This is a genomic window from Povalibacter sp. (genome assembly GCF_036520495.1).
Lineage (GTDB): Bacteria > Pseudomonadota > Gammaproteobacteria > Steroidobacterales > Steroidobacteraceae > Steroidobacter.
In genome coordinates this window covers 160,729-178,832 of sequence record NZ_DATDJO010000011.1, presented here as the reverse complement: position 1 = coordinate 178,832, position 18,104 = coordinate 160,729, and the positions used below count along the sequence as shown (strand labels likewise).

General features: G+C 62.9%; 16 protein-coding genes and 1 riboswitch. Of the genes, 11 read left to right on the top strand and 5 right to left on the bottom strand.

From position 1 onward, the window contains the following. From ilvD to VIZ63_RS03915, 3 genes are all read right to left on the bottom strand, one after another. A partial coding sequence (ilvD, locus tag VIZ63_RS03925) for a dihydroxy-acid dehydratase (protein WP_331608192.1) occupies positions 1–1,618 on the bottom strand: 1,618 nt, incomplete at its 3' end. A 68-nt stretch (positions 1,619–1,686) separates the two neighbouring features. Then, positions 1,687–2,604, bottom strand: a complete 918-nt coding sequence (locus VIZ63_RS03920) for a DMT family transporter (RefSeq protein WP_331608191.1) — start codon at positions 2,602–2,604, stop codon at positions 1,687–1,689. Positions 2,605–2,608: 4 nt separating this feature from the next. Further along, positions 2,609–3,997, bottom strand: a complete 1,389-nt coding sequence (locus VIZ63_RS03915; RefSeq protein ID WP_331608190.1) for a leucyl aminopeptidase family protein — start codon at positions 3,995–3,997, stop codon at positions 2,609–2,611. Positions 3,998–4,409: 412 nt separating this feature from the next. On the opposite strand from VIZ63_RS03915, the gene ilvC reads away from it, so the two are divergent. From ilvC to leuB, 5 genes are all read left to right on the top strand, one after another. Next, positions 4,410–5,402: a ketol-acid reductoisomerase gene (gene ilvC, locus VIZ63_RS03910; protein ID WP_331608188.1), complete on the top strand. Its 993-nt coding sequence runs from the start codon at positions 4,410–4,412 to the stop codon at positions 5,400–5,402. Between the two features lie 72 nt (positions 5,403–5,474). Next, positions 5,475–6,434 carry a branched-chain amino acid transaminase gene (locus VIZ63_RS03905; RefSeq protein WP_331608187.1) on the top strand — a complete coding sequence of 320 codons (960 nt, stop codon included), beginning with the start codon at positions 5,475–5,477 and terminating at the stop codon, positions 6,432–6,434. 109 nt (positions 6,435–6,543) lie between these two features. Further along, positions 6,544–7,959, top strand: coding sequence for a 3-isopropylmalate dehydratase large subunit (leuC, locus tag VIZ63_RS03900; protein ID WP_331608186.1), 1,416 nt, complete (start codon positions 6,544–6,546; stop codon positions 7,957–7,959). A 5-nt stretch (positions 7,960–7,964) separates the two neighbouring features. Beyond that, positions 7,965–8,540 (top strand): 3-isopropylmalate dehydratase small subunit, encoded by a 576-nt coding sequence (leuD, locus tag VIZ63_RS03895; protein ID WP_331608185.1) that lies wholly within the window; start codon positions 7,965–7,967, stop codon positions 8,538–8,540. Positions 8,541–8,542: 2 nt separating this feature from the next. Then, positions 8,543–9,604: a 3-isopropylmalate dehydrogenase gene (gene leuB / locus VIZ63_RS03890; RefSeq protein ID WP_331608197.1), complete on the top strand. Its 1,062-nt coding sequence runs from the start codon at positions 8,543–8,545 to the stop codon at positions 9,602–9,604. 566 nt (positions 9,605–10,170) lie between these two features. On the opposite strand, the gene metB is transcribed toward leuB, so the two are convergent. Together metB and metX are read right to left on the bottom strand one after the other, a co-directional pair. Then, positions 10,171–11,334 carry a cystathionine gamma-synthase gene (gene metB / locus VIZ63_RS03885; RefSeq protein ID WP_331608184.1) on the bottom strand — a complete coding sequence of 388 codons (1,164 nt, stop codon included), beginning with the start codon at positions 11,332–11,334 and terminating at the stop codon, positions 10,171–10,173. Next, the gene (metX, locus tag VIZ63_RS03880; RefSeq protein WP_331608183.1) at positions 11,331–12,353 is read right to left on the bottom strand and encodes a homoserine O-succinyltransferase MetX; all 1,023 of its coding nucleotides are present in this window, start codon (positions 12,351–12,353) and stop codon (positions 11,331–11,333) included. The genes metB and metX overlap by 4 nt, the downstream gene beginning before the upstream one ends. 138 nt (positions 12,354–12,491) lie before the next feature. Further along, positions 12,492–12,607, bottom strand: a riboswitch (SAM riboswitch). Positions 12,608–12,808: 201 nt separating this feature from the next. Here metX and VIZ63_RS03875 point away from each other — a divergent pair. Genes VIZ63_RS03875 through hisH form a run of 6 tightly spaced genes read left to right on the top strand, consistent with a single transcriptional unit; the run spans position 12,809 to position 18,095 of the window. After that, positions 12,809–13,126: a YerC/YecD family TrpR-related protein gene (locus tag VIZ63_RS03875; RefSeq protein ID WP_331608182.1), complete on the top strand. Its 318-nt coding sequence runs from the start codon at positions 12,809–12,811 to the stop codon at positions 13,124–13,126. 14 nt (positions 13,127–13,140) lie between these two features. Continuing rightward, positions 13,141–14,040: an ATP phosphoribosyltransferase gene (hisG, locus tag VIZ63_RS03870; RefSeq protein ID WP_349261118.1), complete on the top strand. Its 900-nt coding sequence runs from the start codon at positions 13,141–13,143 to the stop codon at positions 14,038–14,040. Between the two features lie 5 nt (positions 14,041–14,045). After that, positions 14,046–15,359, top strand: coding sequence for a histidinol dehydrogenase (hisD, locus tag VIZ63_RS03865; RefSeq protein ID WP_414703759.1), 1,314 nt, complete (start codon positions 14,046–14,048; stop codon positions 15,357–15,359). Then, on the top strand, positions 15,356–16,441 hold the full coding sequence (hisC, locus tag VIZ63_RS03860; protein ID WP_331608179.1) for a histidinol-phosphate transaminase: 1,086 nt from the start codon (positions 15,356–15,358) through the stop codon (positions 16,439–16,441). Before hisD ends, hisC begins: the two co-directional genes overlap by 4 nt. After that, positions 16,438–17,502 (top strand): bifunctional histidinol-phosphatase/imidazoleglycerol-phosphate dehydratase HisB, encoded by a 1,065-nt coding sequence (gene hisB / locus VIZ63_RS03855; protein WP_331608177.1) that lies wholly within the window; start codon positions 16,438–16,440, stop codon positions 17,500–17,502. Before hisC ends, hisB begins: the two co-directional genes overlap by 4 nt. Beyond that, positions 17,499–18,095: an imidazole glycerol phosphate synthase subunit HisH gene (gene hisH, locus VIZ63_RS03850; RefSeq protein WP_331608176.1), complete on the top strand. Its 597-nt coding sequence runs from the start codon at positions 17,499–17,501 to the stop codon at positions 18,093–18,095. The genes hisB and hisH overlap by 4 nt, the downstream gene beginning before the upstream one ends. Positions 18,096–18,104 lie beyond the last annotated feature (9 nt).

Genomic DNA, 18,104 nt, shown 5'->3' with positions numbered 1-18,104 from the left:
GGCTCTCCAGCTCCGCAGGGTCGACCTGGACGTCGAGGTGCCCGTTGGCCACATCCAGCCGGATCAGGTCACCGTCGCGCAGGAAGGCGATCGGTCCGCCGTCGACGGCCTCGGGCGCCAGGTGACCGACACACAGCCCGGTGGTGCCGCCGCTGAAGCGGCCGTCGGTGATCAGCAGGACGTCCTTGCCGAGCCCGGCGCCCTTGATGGCCCCCGTGATCGCGAGCATCTCGCGCATGCCGGGCCCGCCCTTGGGGCCCTCGTAGCGGATCACCACCACGTCGCCGTGCTGGATCTGCCCGGCCTCGAGCGCGTCCATGGCGGCACGCTCACCGTCGAAGACGCGCGCCGGGCCCTCGAACACCTCGTCGTCGAAGCCCGCCGACTTCACGACCGCCCCCTCCGGGGCGAGCGAGCCCTTGAGGATGGTGATCCCGCCGGTGCGGTGGATCGGCCGGCCCAGGTCGCGGATCACGTCGTCGTCCGCACGTGGCGGGTCGAGCTCGGCGAGGTTCTCCGCCATCGTCTTGCCGGTCACGGTGAGGCAGTCGCCGTGCAGCAGGCCCTCGTTCAGCAGCATTTTCATGAGCGGCTGGATACCGCCGATCCTGATCAGTTCCGACATCGCGTACTTGCCGCTCGGCCGCAGATCCGCGAGTACGGGCACCCGTTTGCCGACGCGTGTGAAATCGTCGAGTTCCAGCGGCACGCCGACCGAATGGGCGATCGCCAGCAGATGCAGCACGACGTTGGTCGATCCGCCCAGAGCGATCGCTACCGTGATCGCGTTCTCGAACGCCTTGCGGGTCAGGATCTGTGACGGGCGCAGATCGGCTTTGACGAGCTGCAGCACGGCCTTCCCAGCATTGCGGCAGTCGGTGAGCTTCTGGCTGGACACCGCTTCCTGAGCCGAACTGTTCGGCAGGCTCATGCCCAGCGCTTCGATGGCGGAGGCCATGGTGTTGGCCGTGTACATGCCGCCGCAGCTGCCCGGACCCGGAATCGCCGTGCGTTCGATATCGAGCAGGTCCGCATCGCTGATGGTGTTGGCCGCACGCGCGCCGACGGCCTCGAACACGGAGATGATGTCACGGCGCTTCTTGCCCGGCTTGATCGTGCCGCCGTACACGAAGACAGCGGGCCGATCCAGGCGCGCCAGCGCCATCAGGCAGCCAGGCATGTTCTTGTCGCAACCGCCGATCGCGACGATGCCGTCGAAGCCCTGTGCACCCGAGACCGCTTCAATCGAGTCAGCGATGACTTCGCGTGATACGAGTGAATAGCGCATGCCGGGCGTGCCGTTGGAAATTCCGTCGGAGACCGTGATGGTGCCGAAGGTCGTGCTCTTGCCACCGGCCTTGTCGACTGCATTGGCCGCGGCTTTCGCGAGCTTGTCGATGTGCATGTTGCACGGAGTCAGATTGCTCCAGGTGGACGCAATGCCGATCGCGGATTTCTTGAAATCCGCATCCTTGTAACCCACCGCGCGCAACATGGCGCGGCTGGGAGCCTGGGCGAAACCGTCGACGACTTCGCTCGAGTAGCGACGCGCGGAATCTTTGTTGCGGGGGGTGCGGGAGCGGGTGGTCTTGCGGGCTGGCATGGAGTTGGCTTGCATCTACATGGAAAAACGCGGGTCGCCATCCTCCGCGACAACGCCTGCCTCTTGCAAGCACCCGTGCGCGGTCAGGTGCCGGTATCGACGATGCGGTGCTCGCGCAACAGGACGATGAGCACTCCCGCGAGGGTGACGGCGCCGCCCAGCAGCATCCTGCCGGTCAATTGATCGTGCAGCAGGGTGACGCCGAAGAATACGCCGAACAGCGGCGACAACAGCGTCAGGGGCGACAGGCTGGTCACGGGATAGCGGCTGATCAGGTAGTACCAGCCGGTATGGGCGATGAGGCTCGACATGATGGTCGTGAACGCCAGTGCGCTCCAGCCGCTCAGGTCGGCATTCACCACCGCATTCCACTGCCCTCGTTCCATGACCAGGCTCAGCAGCAACAGCAGCGGCCCGCCCGCAATGGCGATCCAGGCCTGCAGCTCGAGCGCGCGAATATCCTTCATGCGTTTGACGAAAATGAGGCCGAGCGAGCCCACCAGGCACGACAGCACCACGAGCATCAGGCCTTCCCAGTAATCGAAGGCGCGCGGATCGAAACCGATGATCACAACGCCGCCGAATGCGAGAGCAATGCCCAGCCGGCGACGCCAGCGAATCGTCTCTCCGAGCAGCCACACCGACAGCAACGTGGAGAATGGCACGGTCATCTGACTGGCAATCGCCACCATCGACGCATCCTTGACGAGGTAGACGCCCACGAACAGCAAGCCGAATGCCGCGGGGCCGGTCAGGAGCGCCGCCAGCGCCAGCGTGCGCATCTGTCCCCGATGAATACGCAGGAATGGAATCAGCAGCACCGCGATCGAACCGAAGCGCAGCGCGGTGAAGAAAATCGGCGGGAACTGACCGACGCCGATCTTCGATGCAACGAGGTTCAGGCCCCAGATGAGATTGATGCCGACGAGAAACGCCAGATCCCTGCCGGCAAGCCAGGTCGGTTGACCGGCGGCAGTGCCGGTTGCGGCGGGTTCGCTCAACGTGTCAGCGCGCGTAGCGCGTTTTCAGGAAGGCGTAGAGCGCGCGAATACATTGCGCTTCCGCACCGACGGGTCGACCAGGGCGATCCTTGCCGTTCCATGAGTAGAGGTCGATGTGCATCCATGTGCGGGCGTCGCTGACGAACCGCTTGAGAAACAGTGCGGCGATAATGGCGCCGGAAAACCCTGAGGCCGATACATTGTTCAGGTCGGCAATCTTGCTCGACAGTTCGTCGTCGTAACCCGGCCACAGCGGCATGTGCCACAACGGATCGGATTCGACGAGGCCGATTCGCACCAGTTCGGCAGCGGCCGCATCGTCGTTCGAGAACAGCGCCGGCAACTCGGGACCGAGCGCGACGCGTGCCGCGCCGGTCAACGTCGCCATGTCGATCAGCAGATCCGGCTTTTCTTCGTCGGCCAGGGCCAGGCCATCGCAGAGGATGAGTCGCCCTTCAGCATCCGTATTGCCGATCTCCACGGACAGGCCCTTGCGTGTCGCGATCACATCGCCCGGTCGAAATGCATTGCCGGCAATGGCGTTCTCGACTGCAGGCACGATCACGCGCAAACGGATCGGCAACTTCGCATCCATGATGACTTGCGCAAGGCCCAGCACGGCGGCAGCGCCTCCCATGTCCTTTTTCATCAGCAGCATCGAAGCACCGGGCTTGATGTCGAGCCCGCCCGAGTCGAAACAAACGCCCTTCCCGACCAGCGTCACCTTCGGATGAGCCGGATCGCCCCATTCGAAATCCACGAGCCTCGGCGCCACAGCGCTTGCCCGACCGACCGCGTGCACGGCCGGGAATCGCTGCTCCAGCAACGCCTCGCCGACGATTTCGCGATGCCGACAGTCATGGCGCCTGGCCAGCGCGATCGCCGCGTCGGCCAGTGCCTGCGGCGTCATGTCATTCGCTGGTGTGTTCACCAGGTCGCGAGCGAAGGCTGCGGCGGCCCGCAGTCGTTCGAGTTCCACCACATCGACACCGTCCGGTACCTGCAGAACCACCGACCGGACCGGGCCGGCACGGCGGTAACGCTCGAACCGGTATTGCCCATAGAGCCAGCCGAATGCGAACTGCTTTGCAGCGGCCAACGGCATGGATTGCGCCAGATGGTAGTGTCCGTCCGGAATGCGATCAGGCAGTCCCGCTGCGAGCCAGCAACTGAATTCATCGCGCCCCGCTCGTTTGCCGAGCCCCAGCGCCACCGCGGCGAGGGCACCGCCGGATCCGGGAATCAGGATGACTTTGAAGCGCTCGCCCTTGAAGGAGTTCGCTGCGACCCAGGCATTGGTCGCAGCATCCAGCGCGGCACGCCATTCTTCGAAGGCATCTTCGTAGACCAGATGGATGGGAATGGAAGCAGCGTGGGCGACGGTCGTGAGCATGGTCTCGGCAGTGCGATGCAGCAGCCAGGAGGGGGGCGAAAGAATATCAGGGTTGATGCTCGCTTCTGTCCTCAGCTCGAGCCCGCAATGGGAGCAGTCAATACCCCTGATCAGACCGCGCAGACCCCGGGCAATTGTGTACAAGGGGTTGACAAGATCGGCGGGCGTATGATGCCATCCGCCTGATTTATCACACCGTCTTGCTCCTCTGTTCCCAATGTCGTCCGCCCGGTTGTGTAGCCCGCATCGAGCATGGCTCGCCGACGACGAGCAGAGAATGACGGCTGAAGCGTCAGACGTCATCGCGCGCCGGACGCAAGTCGGATAGGGCCACGAATCGCATTACGAACCCCGCACCGGCCAGCCCGAGGCGGGGTTCTTTATTTTGTTTGAATACGCCTCAGGAGCGCACATGCAGATTTACTCGCAAAAGGACGTCAACAAGAAAGCCCTCAAGGGCGCGCGCATCGCTATCCTCGGCTACGGCAGCCAGGGTCGCGCGCATGCACTGAACCTGAAGGACAGTGGCTTTGATGTTGTCGTCGGCGTACGCAAGAGCGGCGCCAGCTGGGGTAATGCAAAGAAGGACGGCCTGGCCGTCGCCGAGCCGGTTGAAGCCGTGAAGGGCGCCGCCCTGATCGCTTTCCTGACGCCGGACCTGTCGCAGAAGGATCTCTATAAGGATGTGATCGGCAACATCGCCAAGGGCGCAACGATCCTGTTCGCACACGGCTTCAATGTGCACTTCGGCCTGATCAAGCCGCGCAAGGATCTCGATGTCGTGCTGATCGCACCGAAGGGCCCGGGTGGCCTCGTGCGCCGCCAGTACGAGCAGGGTCGCGGCGTGCCGTGCCTGCTGGCCATCTTCCAGGATGCAACCCGCAAGGCGAAGGACAACGCCCTCGCCTACGCACACGGCATCGGCGGCACCCGCGGTGGCGTGCTGAAGACGACGTTTGCCGAGGAGACCGAGACCGATCTGTTCGGCGAACAGGTCGTGCTCTGCGGCGGCACCACTGAACTCGTGGTCAAGGGTTTCGAGACGCTGGTCGAAGCCGGCTATCAGCCGGAAGTTGCGTACTACGAAGTGCTGCACGAACTGAAGCTGATCGTCGATCTGCTGCACGAAGGCGGCCTCGCGAAGATGCACAAGTTCATCTCCGAGACGGCGAAGTACGGCGATCTGACCCGTGGTCCGCGCATCGTCAACAAGAACACGAAGCGCGAAATGAAGAAGGTTCTGCAGGAAATCCAGCAGGGCAAGTTCGCACGCCAGTGGGCGAACGAGAACAAGTCCGGCCGCAAGAAGTACAACAAGATGATGAAGCAGGACCTGAACCACAAGATCGAAAAGGTTGGCGTCAAGCTGCGCGCTCGCATGCCGTGGCTGCAGGAAAACGCATAACACACGCTGTGTTACCCGGCTGCCTCGCGCAGCCGGGTTGCTTCACCCGACGCACGAGATTCAGGAACTGTCATGCCGATCAAAGCCGCCAAACACATCTGGTACAACGGCAAGCTCGTGCCTTGGGAAAATGCCACGGTGCATGTGCTGGCCCATGCCCTGCACTACGGCTCGACGGTATTCGAGGGAGTTCGCTCCTACCCGACGCCCAACGGTCCGATCATTTTCCGCCTGAAAGATCACACACGGCGGTTGTTCGATTCCGCGAAGATCTACCGGATCGACATTCCCTACTCGCAGGACGAGATCAATGCCGCCTGTCGCGAGATCATCGTCAGCAATGAGCTGAACAACGGCGCTTACATGCGCCCATTTGCCTTCCGCGGTTACGGCGAAATCGGCGTGGCCCCCAAGACGCCGCCACAGGTCGACACCGTCGTCGCAGCTTTCGAATGGGGCGCCTACCTGGGTGCCGAGGGATTGCAGAACGGCATCGACGTTTGCGTGTCGTCCTGGCAGCGCCTCGCGCCCAACACGATTCCCTCACTCGGCAAGGCGGCAGGCAACTACCTGTCGAGCCAGCTCATCAGCATGGAAGCCAAGCGCCTCGGCTTTGCCGAAGGCATCGGTCTCAGCACGGACGGCACGGTCAGTGAGGGTGCGGGTGAAAACCTGTTCCTCATCCGTGACGGTGTCATCTACACGCCGTCACTCGCCAGCTCGATCCTGCAGGGCATCACACGCGACAGCGTGCTGACGCTGGCGCGAGCACACGGATTCGCGGTGGCCGAGCAGGCCATTCCGCGCGAACTGCTGTATCTCGCCGACGAGATTTTCCTGACCGGCACCGCCGCGGAAATCACGCCTGTGCGTTCGGTGGATCACATCGTCATCGGCGCCGGCAAGCGGGGACCGGTGACTGAAACCCTGCAATCCGCCTTCTTCGGTCTGTTCAGCGGCAAGACCCCCGACAACTGGGGCTGGCTGGAACCCTGCAGCGGCGACAAGAAAGGCGCAGCAGTAGGTGCCTGAGCCGGAGCCATCGCCTATGGCGATGGCGCGCTGACCATTCATCAAACCCGAGCCCGCAACGAGCGGGCATCCTGAACTACGAGTCGACTGACGATCTGTCCAGCTATTAATGAACGCAAAGACACTGTTTGAGAAGGTCTGGGAACAGCACCAGGTTGTTCCGGAAACGGCCGATACCCCGGCTGTGCTCTACATCGACTTGCACCTCGTGCATGAAGTCACCTCGCCGCAGGCGTTTTCGCTGCTGCGCTCGCAGGGACTGAAGGTTCGCCGTCTCGACCGCACGCTGGCGACGATGGATCATTCGACGCCCACCGATCCCGACGAAGTGTTCGGTCGCATCCCGATCAAAGTGGAATCAGCAGCGCGTCAGGTACAGGAACTGGACAAGAACTGCCGTGCATTCGGCGTTGAACTGCTGGGCCTGGATAGCGACCAGCGCGGCATCGTGCACGTGATCGGTCCCGAGCAGGGCGCGACTCAGCCTGGCAAGACCATCGTCTGCGGCGACAGCCACACGGCCACGCACGGTGCATTCGGCGCCCTCGCCTTCGGCATCGGCACGACGGAAGTCGGACACGTCCTTGCCACGCAGTGCCTGCTGCAACGCCGTCCGAAGACGCTTGCGATCGAAGTCAAAGGTCGTCTTGCGCCAGGCGTGACTGCGAAGGATCTGATCCTCGCGATCATCGGCAAGATCGGAGTCTCCGGCGGTACCGGTCACGTCATCGAGTATCGCGGCGAAGCCATCGAAGCCATGTCGATGGACGAACGCATGACCATCTGCAACATGTCGATCGAGGCAGGCGCCCGCGCCGGCATGATTGCTCCCGATGAAACGACGTTTGCTTACATGAAGGGCCGACGCCTCGCTCCGCAAGGCGCTGACTGGGACAAGGCGGTCGAACAATGGCGCCAGCTCAAGACCGATCCTGGCGCGACGTTCGATCGCGTCGTGGAGATCGATGCCAGCGTGCTCGAGCCGATGATCACGTACGGTACGCACCCGGGCATGGTCGTCGCCATCAGCGGTTCGGTACCTGTACGCGCGAATGATCCCGTCCATGAGAAATCCCTGGCCTACATGGGGCTGACTGGCGGCGAAAAGCTCGTCGGCAAGCCGATCCAGGTGGTCTTCGTTGGCAGCTGCACCAACGCGCGCCTGTCGGATCTCGAACAGGCTGCCAGCATCCTGAAGGGACGCAAGGTCGCACAGGGTGTGCGCGCGCTGATCGTCCCCGGCTCGCAGCAGGTCAAGCGGGAAGCCGAGGCTCGCGGCCTCGACAAGATCTTCATTGACGCCGGCGCCGAGTGGCGCGAATCGGGCTGCTCGATGTGCCTCGGCATGAACGGCGACCTGGTCGACAAAGGCCAGTACGCCGTCAGCACGAGCAATCGCAACTTCGAGGGACGCCAGGGCATCGGTGCGCGCACACTGCTCGCCAGCCCTGCCACCGCTGCAGCAGCAGCGATCGCCGGTCGCATCACGGACCCGCGCGAGTATCTGACCGCACTGAAAGCCTGAGCGCCATGCAACCTATTCGCATCATCGAATCCAAGACCGTCGTTCTGCCGTCGTCGAACATCGATACCGACCAGATCATTCCGGCGCGCTTCCTGACGACGACGACCAAGGAAGGCTTGGGCAAAGCGGCGTTTTCGGACTGGCGTTACGACAGCGCCGGCGCCCCCAATCCTGACTTCATCCTCAATCGGCCTGAGGCCGCTGGCAGCCTCATTCTGGTCGCTGGCCGCAACTTCGGCTGCGGCTCATCGCGCGAGCACGCTCCGTGGGCGCTCGTGGATTTTGGCTTCCGCGCCGTCATCAGCACCGAGATCGCCGACATCTTCCGCAGCAACTCGCTGAAGAATGGTCTGTTGCCAATCGTCGTCGATGAAGCGACACATGCATGGCTGCTCGCCAATCCAGGCGCGCAGGTTCGCATCGATCTCGAAACCAACTCGCTCACCCTGCCGAACGGCACGACGGTGAAGTTCCCCGTCGAGAGCTTTGCACGCTACTGCCTGCTGAATGGCACGGACGAACTCGGCTTCCTGCAGAAGCAGGAAAATGCCATCGCGAAATTCGAACAGAACCGGGTATGAGCATCCAGGCAAGAATCGTCATCCTCGCCGGTGACGGAATCGGCCCGGAAGTCACTCACGAAGGTGTGCGGGTTCTCGAAGCCGTTGCCAGCCGCTTCGGTCATGACTTCAAGTTCGAAGCTCATCTGATCGGCGGCGCCGCTATCGATGCGACGCAATCAGCACTGCCCGCCTCCACCTTATCGGCCTGTGGCAGTGCTGACGCTGTGCTGCTGGGCGCTGTCGGCGGTCCGAAATGGTCCGATCCGAACGCGAAGGTGCGTCCCGAGCAGGGCTTGCTGGCTCTGCGCAAAGGGCTTGGGCTGTTTGCCAATCTGCGTCCTGTCAGCGTGCATCCCGCCCTGGTCGATGCGTCGCCGCTCAAGCCGGAAATCCTGCAGGGTACCGACATCATGGTCGTGCGCGAACTGACCGGCGGTGCCTACTTCGGCGAGAAGACTCGCACGGCCGATTCGGCCAGCGATCTTTGCACGTACACCGTTGAAGAGATCGAACGCGTCAGTCTCGTGGCGGGCCGGCTCGCCATGACACGGCGCAGATCGATCGTCTCCGTTGACAAGGCAAACGTGCTCGAAACCTCACGGCTCTGGCGCAGCACGGTGGAAAGAGTGATAGCGAGCAAGTTCCCCGAAGTGAAGCTCGAGCACATGCTGGTCGACTCGGCAGCCATGCATCTCATTCGCAAGCCATCGAGCTTCGACGTGATCGTGACCGAGAATATGTTCGGCGACATCCTCACGGATGAAGCCTCGATGCTGGCCGGCTCGCTCGGCCTGCTGCCGTCCGCGTCGCTGGGCGCCGGCCGGCTCGGCCTGTATGAGCCCATTCATGGGTCCGCCCCTGACATTGCCGGCCTGGGAATCGCCAATCCCCTGGGTACGATTCTGAGCGCGGCCATGCTTCTGCGGCACTCCCTGGAGCTGCCTGAGGAAGCGCAAGTGGTTGAAAAAGCTGTGGCAGATGCCGTTGCCGCGGGCCTGCGCACCGCTGATATCGCCGTCGGCGGCGTCGCCATGAGCACCCGGCAGGCAGGCGACGAAGTGGTCAAGAGAATCCTGCAGTAAACACTGCAATGAATTGATTTATAATAAATTTCCCGACCAGTTGGGCACGGGAAAATTTTCTTGCCACAAACCGTAGTTGGACGGTTATGATCTCCCCAGCCCCGGTGATTCGATCTCTGGCCGGGGCTTCCGCCTTCGGGCAAATCTCCATGTCTCGACCACTACGGTCGAGGTGTCTTTGGTGGAAACAGAGCTCGTGTCGGGTTAGTCCCCAAGGTCGATGACGGCTCAAGCCGATATCGCCACGACCGCGCTTCTAGGTTGCCACATCAAGGCCGGCGAAGAGCCGGCCTATTTTTTTGTCTGCGCCGTCCTCGATGCGAGTCACGCGTCGGCTCGTCATGGCACGGCGGCAGATTACGCGGCACCTGCGACACAACGTCGGGTGCCCGCTTCTCGCTGAAAGACCGCGCAACCCTCCTTGCGTCGAGCTGGCTCGTGTAGCACACGGCCAGCGAATCGATGCGCCGGATTTCACCATTTCACCTCGCCTGGCTTCCTGAGCGGCGGAGTGATCGCCGGCAGGGTTGTCAGATTCACGATGCTCGGCTACTCGCCTGCGTGCTTCAGGCAGCAGCGGCGCGATCGAGTCCGCTCTGCAGTTCGTGCAGCAGATCATCGGCGTCTTCGATACCGACCGACAGGCGCAGCAACGAGTCGGAAATCCCCGCGCGTTCCCGCGCCTCAACAGCCATGCCAGCGTGCGTCATGCTAGCCGGGTGCGCGACAAGACTCTCGACGCCACCGAGGGACTCGGCGAGCGAGAAGCAACGTAATCCTTTCAGGAAGGCGCGGACCTGTGGAATGCCGCCCTTCAGCTCGAAGCTCACCATGGCGCCGAAGCCGCTTTGCTGGCGTTTCGCCAACTCATGTTGCGGATGCTGCGTGAGCCCTGGGTAGTAGACCTTGCTCACCGCGGCATGGCGCTCCAGCAATTGCGCGATCCGCAGCGCGTTGCCGCCGTGCACGGCGAGTCTGGCGTGCAGCGTGCGAATTCCACGCAGGGTCAGGTAGCTGTCGAACGGTGCGCCAGTCACACCGATGCAATTCGCCCACCAGACGAGCTTCTCATGCAGCTCCGTCGTTGCCGACACAATGGCTCCACCGACTACATCGCTATGACCGTTCAGGTACTTGGTCGTGGAATGCAGCACCAGATCGGCGCCGAGTGCGATCGGCTGCTGCCATGCAGGCGAAAGGAAGGTGTTATCGACCAGCACCAGCGCACCGGCAGCGTGAGCCGCGGCAGCCATGCCGCGAATGTCCACGATACGCAGCAGCGGATTGCTGGGGGTTTCGATCCAGACCAGCCGTGGCTTCCTCGCTATCGCCGCCGCCAGTGCTGCAGGATCAGTCTGATCGACGAACTCCACGTTGAGCACGCCGCGCTTCGACAATGAGTCGAAGAGCCGATACGTGCCGCCGTAACAGTCGTGTGGCGCGATCAGCAGCTCATCACTCTGCAGTAGCTGGCAGGCCAGCGTCACTGCGGCCAGTCCCGATGCGGTAATGACGGCACCCGCTCCGCCCTCCAGGGTGGCGATGGCTTCGCCCAGCGCGTCGCGCGTCGGATTTCCGGAACGCGTGTAGTCATACGCGCCCTTCTCGCCATAGCCCTTGAAGGCGTAGGTCGACGTCAGATGAATGGGCGGCACTACTGCGCTGTGCTGAGTATCGGACTCGAGCGCGGCTCGGACTGCACGAGTGGCGGAACTGAAGGCGTCGCTCATTGGGCAGTCCTCAGCACGTTGTCGAAAATGCGTCGTAGTGCGGCGCCCTCCTTGAGGAAGGCATCGTGGCCGTAGAGAGAGGAAATCTGGATCAGTTCCACCGGCCCACCGAGACGGGATCGCAGCGCCTGCATATCACCCGGAGGCACCAATTGATCTTCGATCACGCTGATCAATGTGGTGGGAACGGTGATGCGCGCGGCATCGACCCGGTGCAGATCGATGGATTCCGAAAGGCAGAGGAAGGCTTCGGGCAGGTAGGACGCCGCATACGCATCGCCACGCGCGAGCAGGTACGTTTCGACTGGAAATTGAAAGCGTCCGTCGATCCGTTCGGGCTCGGCGTCGAAGCGTGTCGAAAATTCCGCCGAACTGCGATACGTCGCCATCGCCAGGGCGCGCGCGAGGCGCAAGCCCTCCGGCCCTTCGCCCTTCTTCAACGCGTAGCGAACGGTGGCGCGCTGCACGCTACGCCACGCGGTCGCCATGGGATGCGCCCGATCGGCGGCACTGATCACGACGATATGTCCGACGGATTTCGGGAAGCGCTCTGCGAATGCCAGCGCCACCATGCCGCCATAGGAGGCGCCGACGATTGCTCGCAACGATGCAAGCTGCAGATGGTCGAGCAATTGCCGAAGCAGCACGGCCTGGTCGTAGGCGCTGACTGAGGGGAAATTCGTTTGGCCGGCGCGCGGCCCGGTCGTCTCGGCACTGCCGCCGAGAAAGTCGATTCCGAGGACACGATGATGGTGCAGGTCGAGCGGCGCGCCGGGACCTACGATCTCGCTCCACCAGCCGCGGGGCGACCTGCCCGTGACCTGTCTTCCCGCGGAGATGCCGCCGAGAGCAGCGACGATGGGGCCATCAGTGCCCACGAGTCGCCAGGCGATCCGGACATTGTCGAGCTGACCGCCGAAATGCAGTTTGAACGCGCCGGGCAGTTCCAGCACGCCTTCCTGGAAGGGGATTTCCCCCGGTGCACCGGCAGGTGCCACCGGATCTGACAGGGCAGCCATCGAAACACATACTCCATGATCCTCACCTGGCGGTGAGAAACTAAGGTTTCGCGCATCGCAGAAACCCTACGGAGTACCGTAGCGGCAGGTCGCTGTAAACCATCCGCAGGCTCGCTAAGAAGCACGCGGCTATACAGCAACTCATCTGTCGCGACCTTGCGGTCGCCGCAGGAGTTGGCACCTTTTCGAGGTGGTTGGCCTCGACGGTTGCCCCGGCATCCAAGGGCCTTACCCTCCGCCGGTCTCGATGAGCACGGGAAGTCTAGGGGCCACGCGGGCGAAGCGTCAAGGAAATCAACCGCATGGACGGCCCGCCGCCGCCGTCCTTCAGGGAAAACACGAAGTGTGACTGGCAATCGCCGCCCTTCTTCAGGTTGACAGCTGCGAGGCCGACGTAATAGTGTACTAGCGCGCTATTACACTCGTACGCGTTCACACTCTTCCCGGGTCTGCACATGAAAGAACATCGACTGGTCACGCCGCGCCAGGAAGCGCTGGCGGAGCGATCGCTCTGCGCTGCCGTTCTGACGCTGAAGAGCGTGGATGAATGTCGATCGTTCTTTCGCGATCTGTGCACGCCGGCCGAATTACAGGCGCTGGCGGATCGCTGGGCAGTCGTCGGGCTGCTGCAGGCAGGCGTCCCTTATCGGGAGATTCACAGGCAAACCGGTGTGAGTGTCACGACAATCGGCCGCGTCGCGCGTTATCTCACCAACGGCAACGGCGGATATTCCCTGGCGTCGGAACGCCTCAAGGAACATCGGGTCGGTTGAGGCCAAATATCATGATGGACAAATCTTCGCGTCTGAAAGTTGCCCTGCAGAAGTCCGGGCGACTCACCGAGAACTCGCTCGACCTGCTGGTTCGCTGCGGCCTGAAATACAGCCGCGGCAAGGATCAGCTGATGTGCTACGGCGAGAACATGCCGCTCGACGTGCTGTTCGTCCGCGACGACGATATTCCTGACCTCGTGCAGCAGGATGTCTGCGATCTCGGAATCGTCGGCCTGAACGTCATCGAGGAAAAGCGCCTGGCGTTCGCCGAAAGCGGCGTCACGCCACTGTTCGAACAGGTCATGGTGCTGGATTACGGCAGGTGCCGGCTGTCGATCGCAGTGCCGGACGGTACCGAGTACAAGGACGCATCGTCGCTGCGCGGCAAGCGCATCGCCACGACGTATCCCAACATCCTCGCCCGTTTCCTGCGCGAACGCGATGTACAGGCAAGCATCGTCACCATGTCCGGCGCCGTGGAAATCGCACCGCGACTCGGTCGCGCCGATTTCATCTGCGATCTGGTATCCACCGGCTCGACGCTGATAGCGAATCATCTCTCCGAAGCCGAAACGGTTCTGGAGAGCCAGGCGGCCATCATCAGCACTCCAGTGCCTGTGACGCAGGAAAAGCAGGAATGGATTCACCGCCTGACCATGCGCATCGATGGGGTGCAGCAGGTCAAGGAAAGCAAGTACATCATGCTGCACGCGCCGCGTGATCGATTGACGGAGATTCGCAAACTCCTGCCAGGCAGCGAGTCTCCCACCATCGTGCCGCTCGACGGCGACGGCGATAAGGTCGCCGTACACGCTGTCTGCCGCGAGAACGTGTTCTGGGAGACGCTGGAAAGCCTGAAAAACGCGGGTGCCAGCGCCATTCTGGTTCTGCCCGTGGAGAAGATGCTGGCATGAGCGAGCTGCCGATACTGCAGTGGGCGGATCTGTCGCCGGACGCGCGTCGTGCGGCGTTGCGACGCCCCGCGCAACAAGGCGCGGATGAACTCCACGCCAGCGTGCGTCGCATCATTGACGACGTGCGCACGCGTGGCGATGAAGCGCTGCTGGAGTTCACACGACGTTTCGATGGCGTAACTCTCGACGCATTCGAGGTATCCGCGGAAGAATTCGAGTGGGCGGAAACGCAGCTCAACGATGTGCAGCGCGAGGCCCTGCACCGCGCCATCGCCAACGTCAGTCGGTTTCATGTGGCGCAGCTCTCCGATCCGATTCGTGTCGAGATGTCGCCAGGTGTCGTATGCGAGCGCCACTTCCGCGCCATCGATCGTGTAGGACTCTACGTACCCGCAGGTGTTGCCCCCCTGCCCTCCGCCGCCATCATGCTGGCCGTGCCAGCGCGCATTGCCGGTTGCCCGATCCGCATCCTGTGCACGCCGCCGCGCAAAGATGGCAAAGCCGATCCTGCGGTGCTGACGGCGGCGCGACTCTGCGGCATCGAGCGCGTGTTCAAAGTTGGCGGCGCGCAGGCCATTGCGGCAATGGCCTATGGAACGAATAGCATTCCGAAAGTCGACAAGGTCTTCGGCCCGGGCAATGCGTGGGTGACCGCGGCGAAGATGCTGGTTTCGAATGATCCCGATGGCGCGGCACTCGATATGCCAGCCGGCCCGTCGGAAGTCCTCGTGATCGCGGACACCTCGGCCCGTGCCGAGTTCGTTGCTGCCGATCTGCTGGCGCAGGCAGAGCACAGCGCGGATGCCCAGGTCGTTCTGATCACCACGTCGGTCGATCTGGCTCGCGACACGCTCGAGCAACTCGAGCAGCAGATGCAACGGCTCGGCCGCGAAAAGACGCTGCGCGAATCCATCCAGCACAGTCGCATCATCATGGTGGATTCGCTCGAGACCGCCTTCGAGATCAGCAACGAATACGCACCGGAACACCTCATCGTGCAGGTTCGCGACGCACGCAGCTGGCTCCCCAGGATTCGCAATGCCGGATCGGTGTTTCTCGGCGCCTGGACGCCGGAGACCATGGGTGACTATTGCAGCGGTACCAACCACGTGTTGCCTACCTACGGCTTTGCACGCGCCTACAGCGGACTGTCCATGACGGACTTCCTGCGTCGCATGACCGTGCAGGAACTGAGTGACGACGGGCTGCGCGATCTCGGCCCGACCGCCATCGCCATCGCCCAGCTGGAAGGCCTCGACGCGCACGCCAATGCCGTCCAGGTGCGACTCGCTCACCTCGATGCCACAGGCTCCACATGATCCGGATCCTCGACCGCGCCCGTCCTGACATTCTCACCCTGCGGCCGTACGAGCACGCCGCGTGGGAGCCGTCCCTGGAGCGCCTGCACGCGAATGAAATGCCGTGGCGCGCCACGGAGGATGCCACTCACGCCGGTCTCAACCGCTATCCGGAGCCGCAGCCCGGCGAGCTGATCCAGCACCTGGCTGAGCTCTACGGCGTCGAGCCTCGCAACGTGCTGGCTGGACGCGGCAGCGACGAAGGTATCGACCTGCTGGTGCGTGCTTTCTGTCGCGCCGGTACTGACAGCGTCGTGATCTGCCCGCCGACGTTCGGCATGTACAAGGTATCCGCGCGGATTCAGGGTGCCGACGTCATCGAAGTTCCCTTGATCAAGGAACAAGGCTATGCGCTCGACGTCGAACGCGTGCTCGCCGCGTGGAATGAGAACGTCAAGCTGGTCTTCCTGTGTTCGCCGAACAATCCGACCGGCAACGTGCTCGACCGCAATGCGATCGAATCCGTCTGCCGGGAACTGGCGGACAAAGCCATCGTGGTCGTCGACGAGGCTTATATCGAGTTCGCGGGTGTCGACAGCATTGCTCCGGCCCTGCAGCAGTTCGAGAATCTTGTCGTGCTACGAACGCTGTCCAAGGCATACGCTCTGGCAGGTGCGCGTTGCGGGGCACTGATCGCGCATCCGCAGATCGTCGAACTGCTGGCTCGCGTCATTACTCCCTACGCGCTGCCGGTACAGACCATCGAAGCCGTGATGACCTTTACCAACTCGACCCATCGTGCCGACGCGGCGAAGCGCATCAAGACGATCCTGGGTGAACGCACGCGATTGATGTCGGAGTTGTCGCGCTCACGCGCGATCCGGCACGTCTGGGCCAGCGATGCCAACTTCGTCCTCATCGAATGCGTCGATGCTCAGGCAGTGATGCAGGCAGCGATTGGCGCCGGACTGATCATTCGCGATCTGCGATCCAGTCCCGCGCTGCCTGACTGCCTGCGTATCTCGGTTGGCACCGCTGAACAGAACACACGACTGCTGCGGGCCATCGACGCCATCGCGGCAACGGCAGGAGACGCGGCATGAGCGGCAAGAAAATTCTGTTCATCGATCGCGACGGTACGCTGATCGAAGAGCCGGCTGATTTCCAGATCGACAGTCTCGCGAAGCTGCGACTCGTGCCCGATACGATCCCGGCATTGCTGCAGCTGCGCGATGCGGGCTACGTCTTCGTCATGGTGAGCAATCAGGACGGGCTGGGCACGGCGAGCTTTCCGGAGCCGACCTTCCGTGAACCGCATGAATTCCTGCAGAACCTGCTGACCTCGCAAGGGTTGCACTTCGAGGCGCAGTTCATCTGCCCGCACCTGCCGGCCGACAACTGTGCGTGCCGCAAGCCGAAAACCGGCCTGCTGGAGGAGTACCTGGGCACTACCACTATCGACCGCGACAACAGCTATGTCATCGGCGATCGGGAAACCGATCTCGAGCTTGCGCGCAACATCGGTGTGCAGGGCCTGCGCATCGGTGCGGACCTTGGGTGGGCACAGATCGCGAAGCAGCTGACGGCGCCGAATCGTCGGGCCAGTGTCGAGCGCAAGACCAAGGAAACGGACATTCGCGTCACCGTCGACCTGGACCGGGAATCGCCCATCCACGTGTCGACCGGACTCGGCTTCTTCGATCACATGCTCGAGCAGATCGCACGGCACGGCGGCTTCTCGATGCACCTTGCCTGCAAGGGCGATCTGCACATCGATGAGCACCACACGGTCGAGGATTGCGCCCTCGCGCTCGGCCAGGCCCTCAAGGCGGCGCTCGGCGACAAGCGCGGCATCCATCGCTACGGTTTCCTTTTGCCGATGGACGAAGCACTGGCCCAGGTTGCCATCGATTTGTCGGGGCGGCCCTACTTCGTATTCGAAGGACGCTTCGGTCGCGATTCCGTGGGCCAGCTGCCCACTGAGCTCGTGCCGCATTTCTTCCGCTCGCTCGCGGAAACACTCGGCGCCTCGATCAACATGAAGGTCGAAGGCGACAACACCCATCACATGATCGAGGCCTGCTTCAAGGCAGTAGGCCGCACGTTGCGTCAGGCATTCCGCATCACCGACACGGAATTGCCGAGCACGAAGGGAACGCTGTGAACTCAGGCCTCGCCATCATCGACAGCGGCGGCGCGAACATCGCATCGCTGCAAATGGCCGTGGAACGGCTCGGCGTTCCTGCCGATCTCACCACGGACCCGGAACGACTGCGCCGCGCCAGTCACGTGATCCTGCCTGGCGTCGGCGCCGCGGCGGATTGCATGGGACGCCTGCGACAGTCCGGACTCGTCGACACGATTCGTCAACTGCGGCAGCCGCTGCTCGGCATCTGCGTCGGCATGCAGTTGCTGTTCGAGTCATCCGAAGAAGGTGAAGTGCCCTGCCTGGGACTGCTGCCCGGTCGCGTGCGACGGCTGCCGGATCGCGCCGGCCTGCCGGTGCCGCACATGGGCTGGAATCAGCTCGAGTTCACGCGTCCGTCGCCGCTGCTGAACGACATCAGCACCGGCGACTACGTCTACTTCGTGCACAGCTACGCCGCACCCCTCGGCGAACGGACGCTGGCGACGACCACCTACGGCGATCCGTTCGCGTCCGTCGTCCAGCGCGACAACGTGTACGGTGCGCAATTTCATCCTGAGCGCTCGGCCCGAGTCGGCGCACAGCTGCTCCGCAACTTCCTGCGACTGTAGAACCTGACT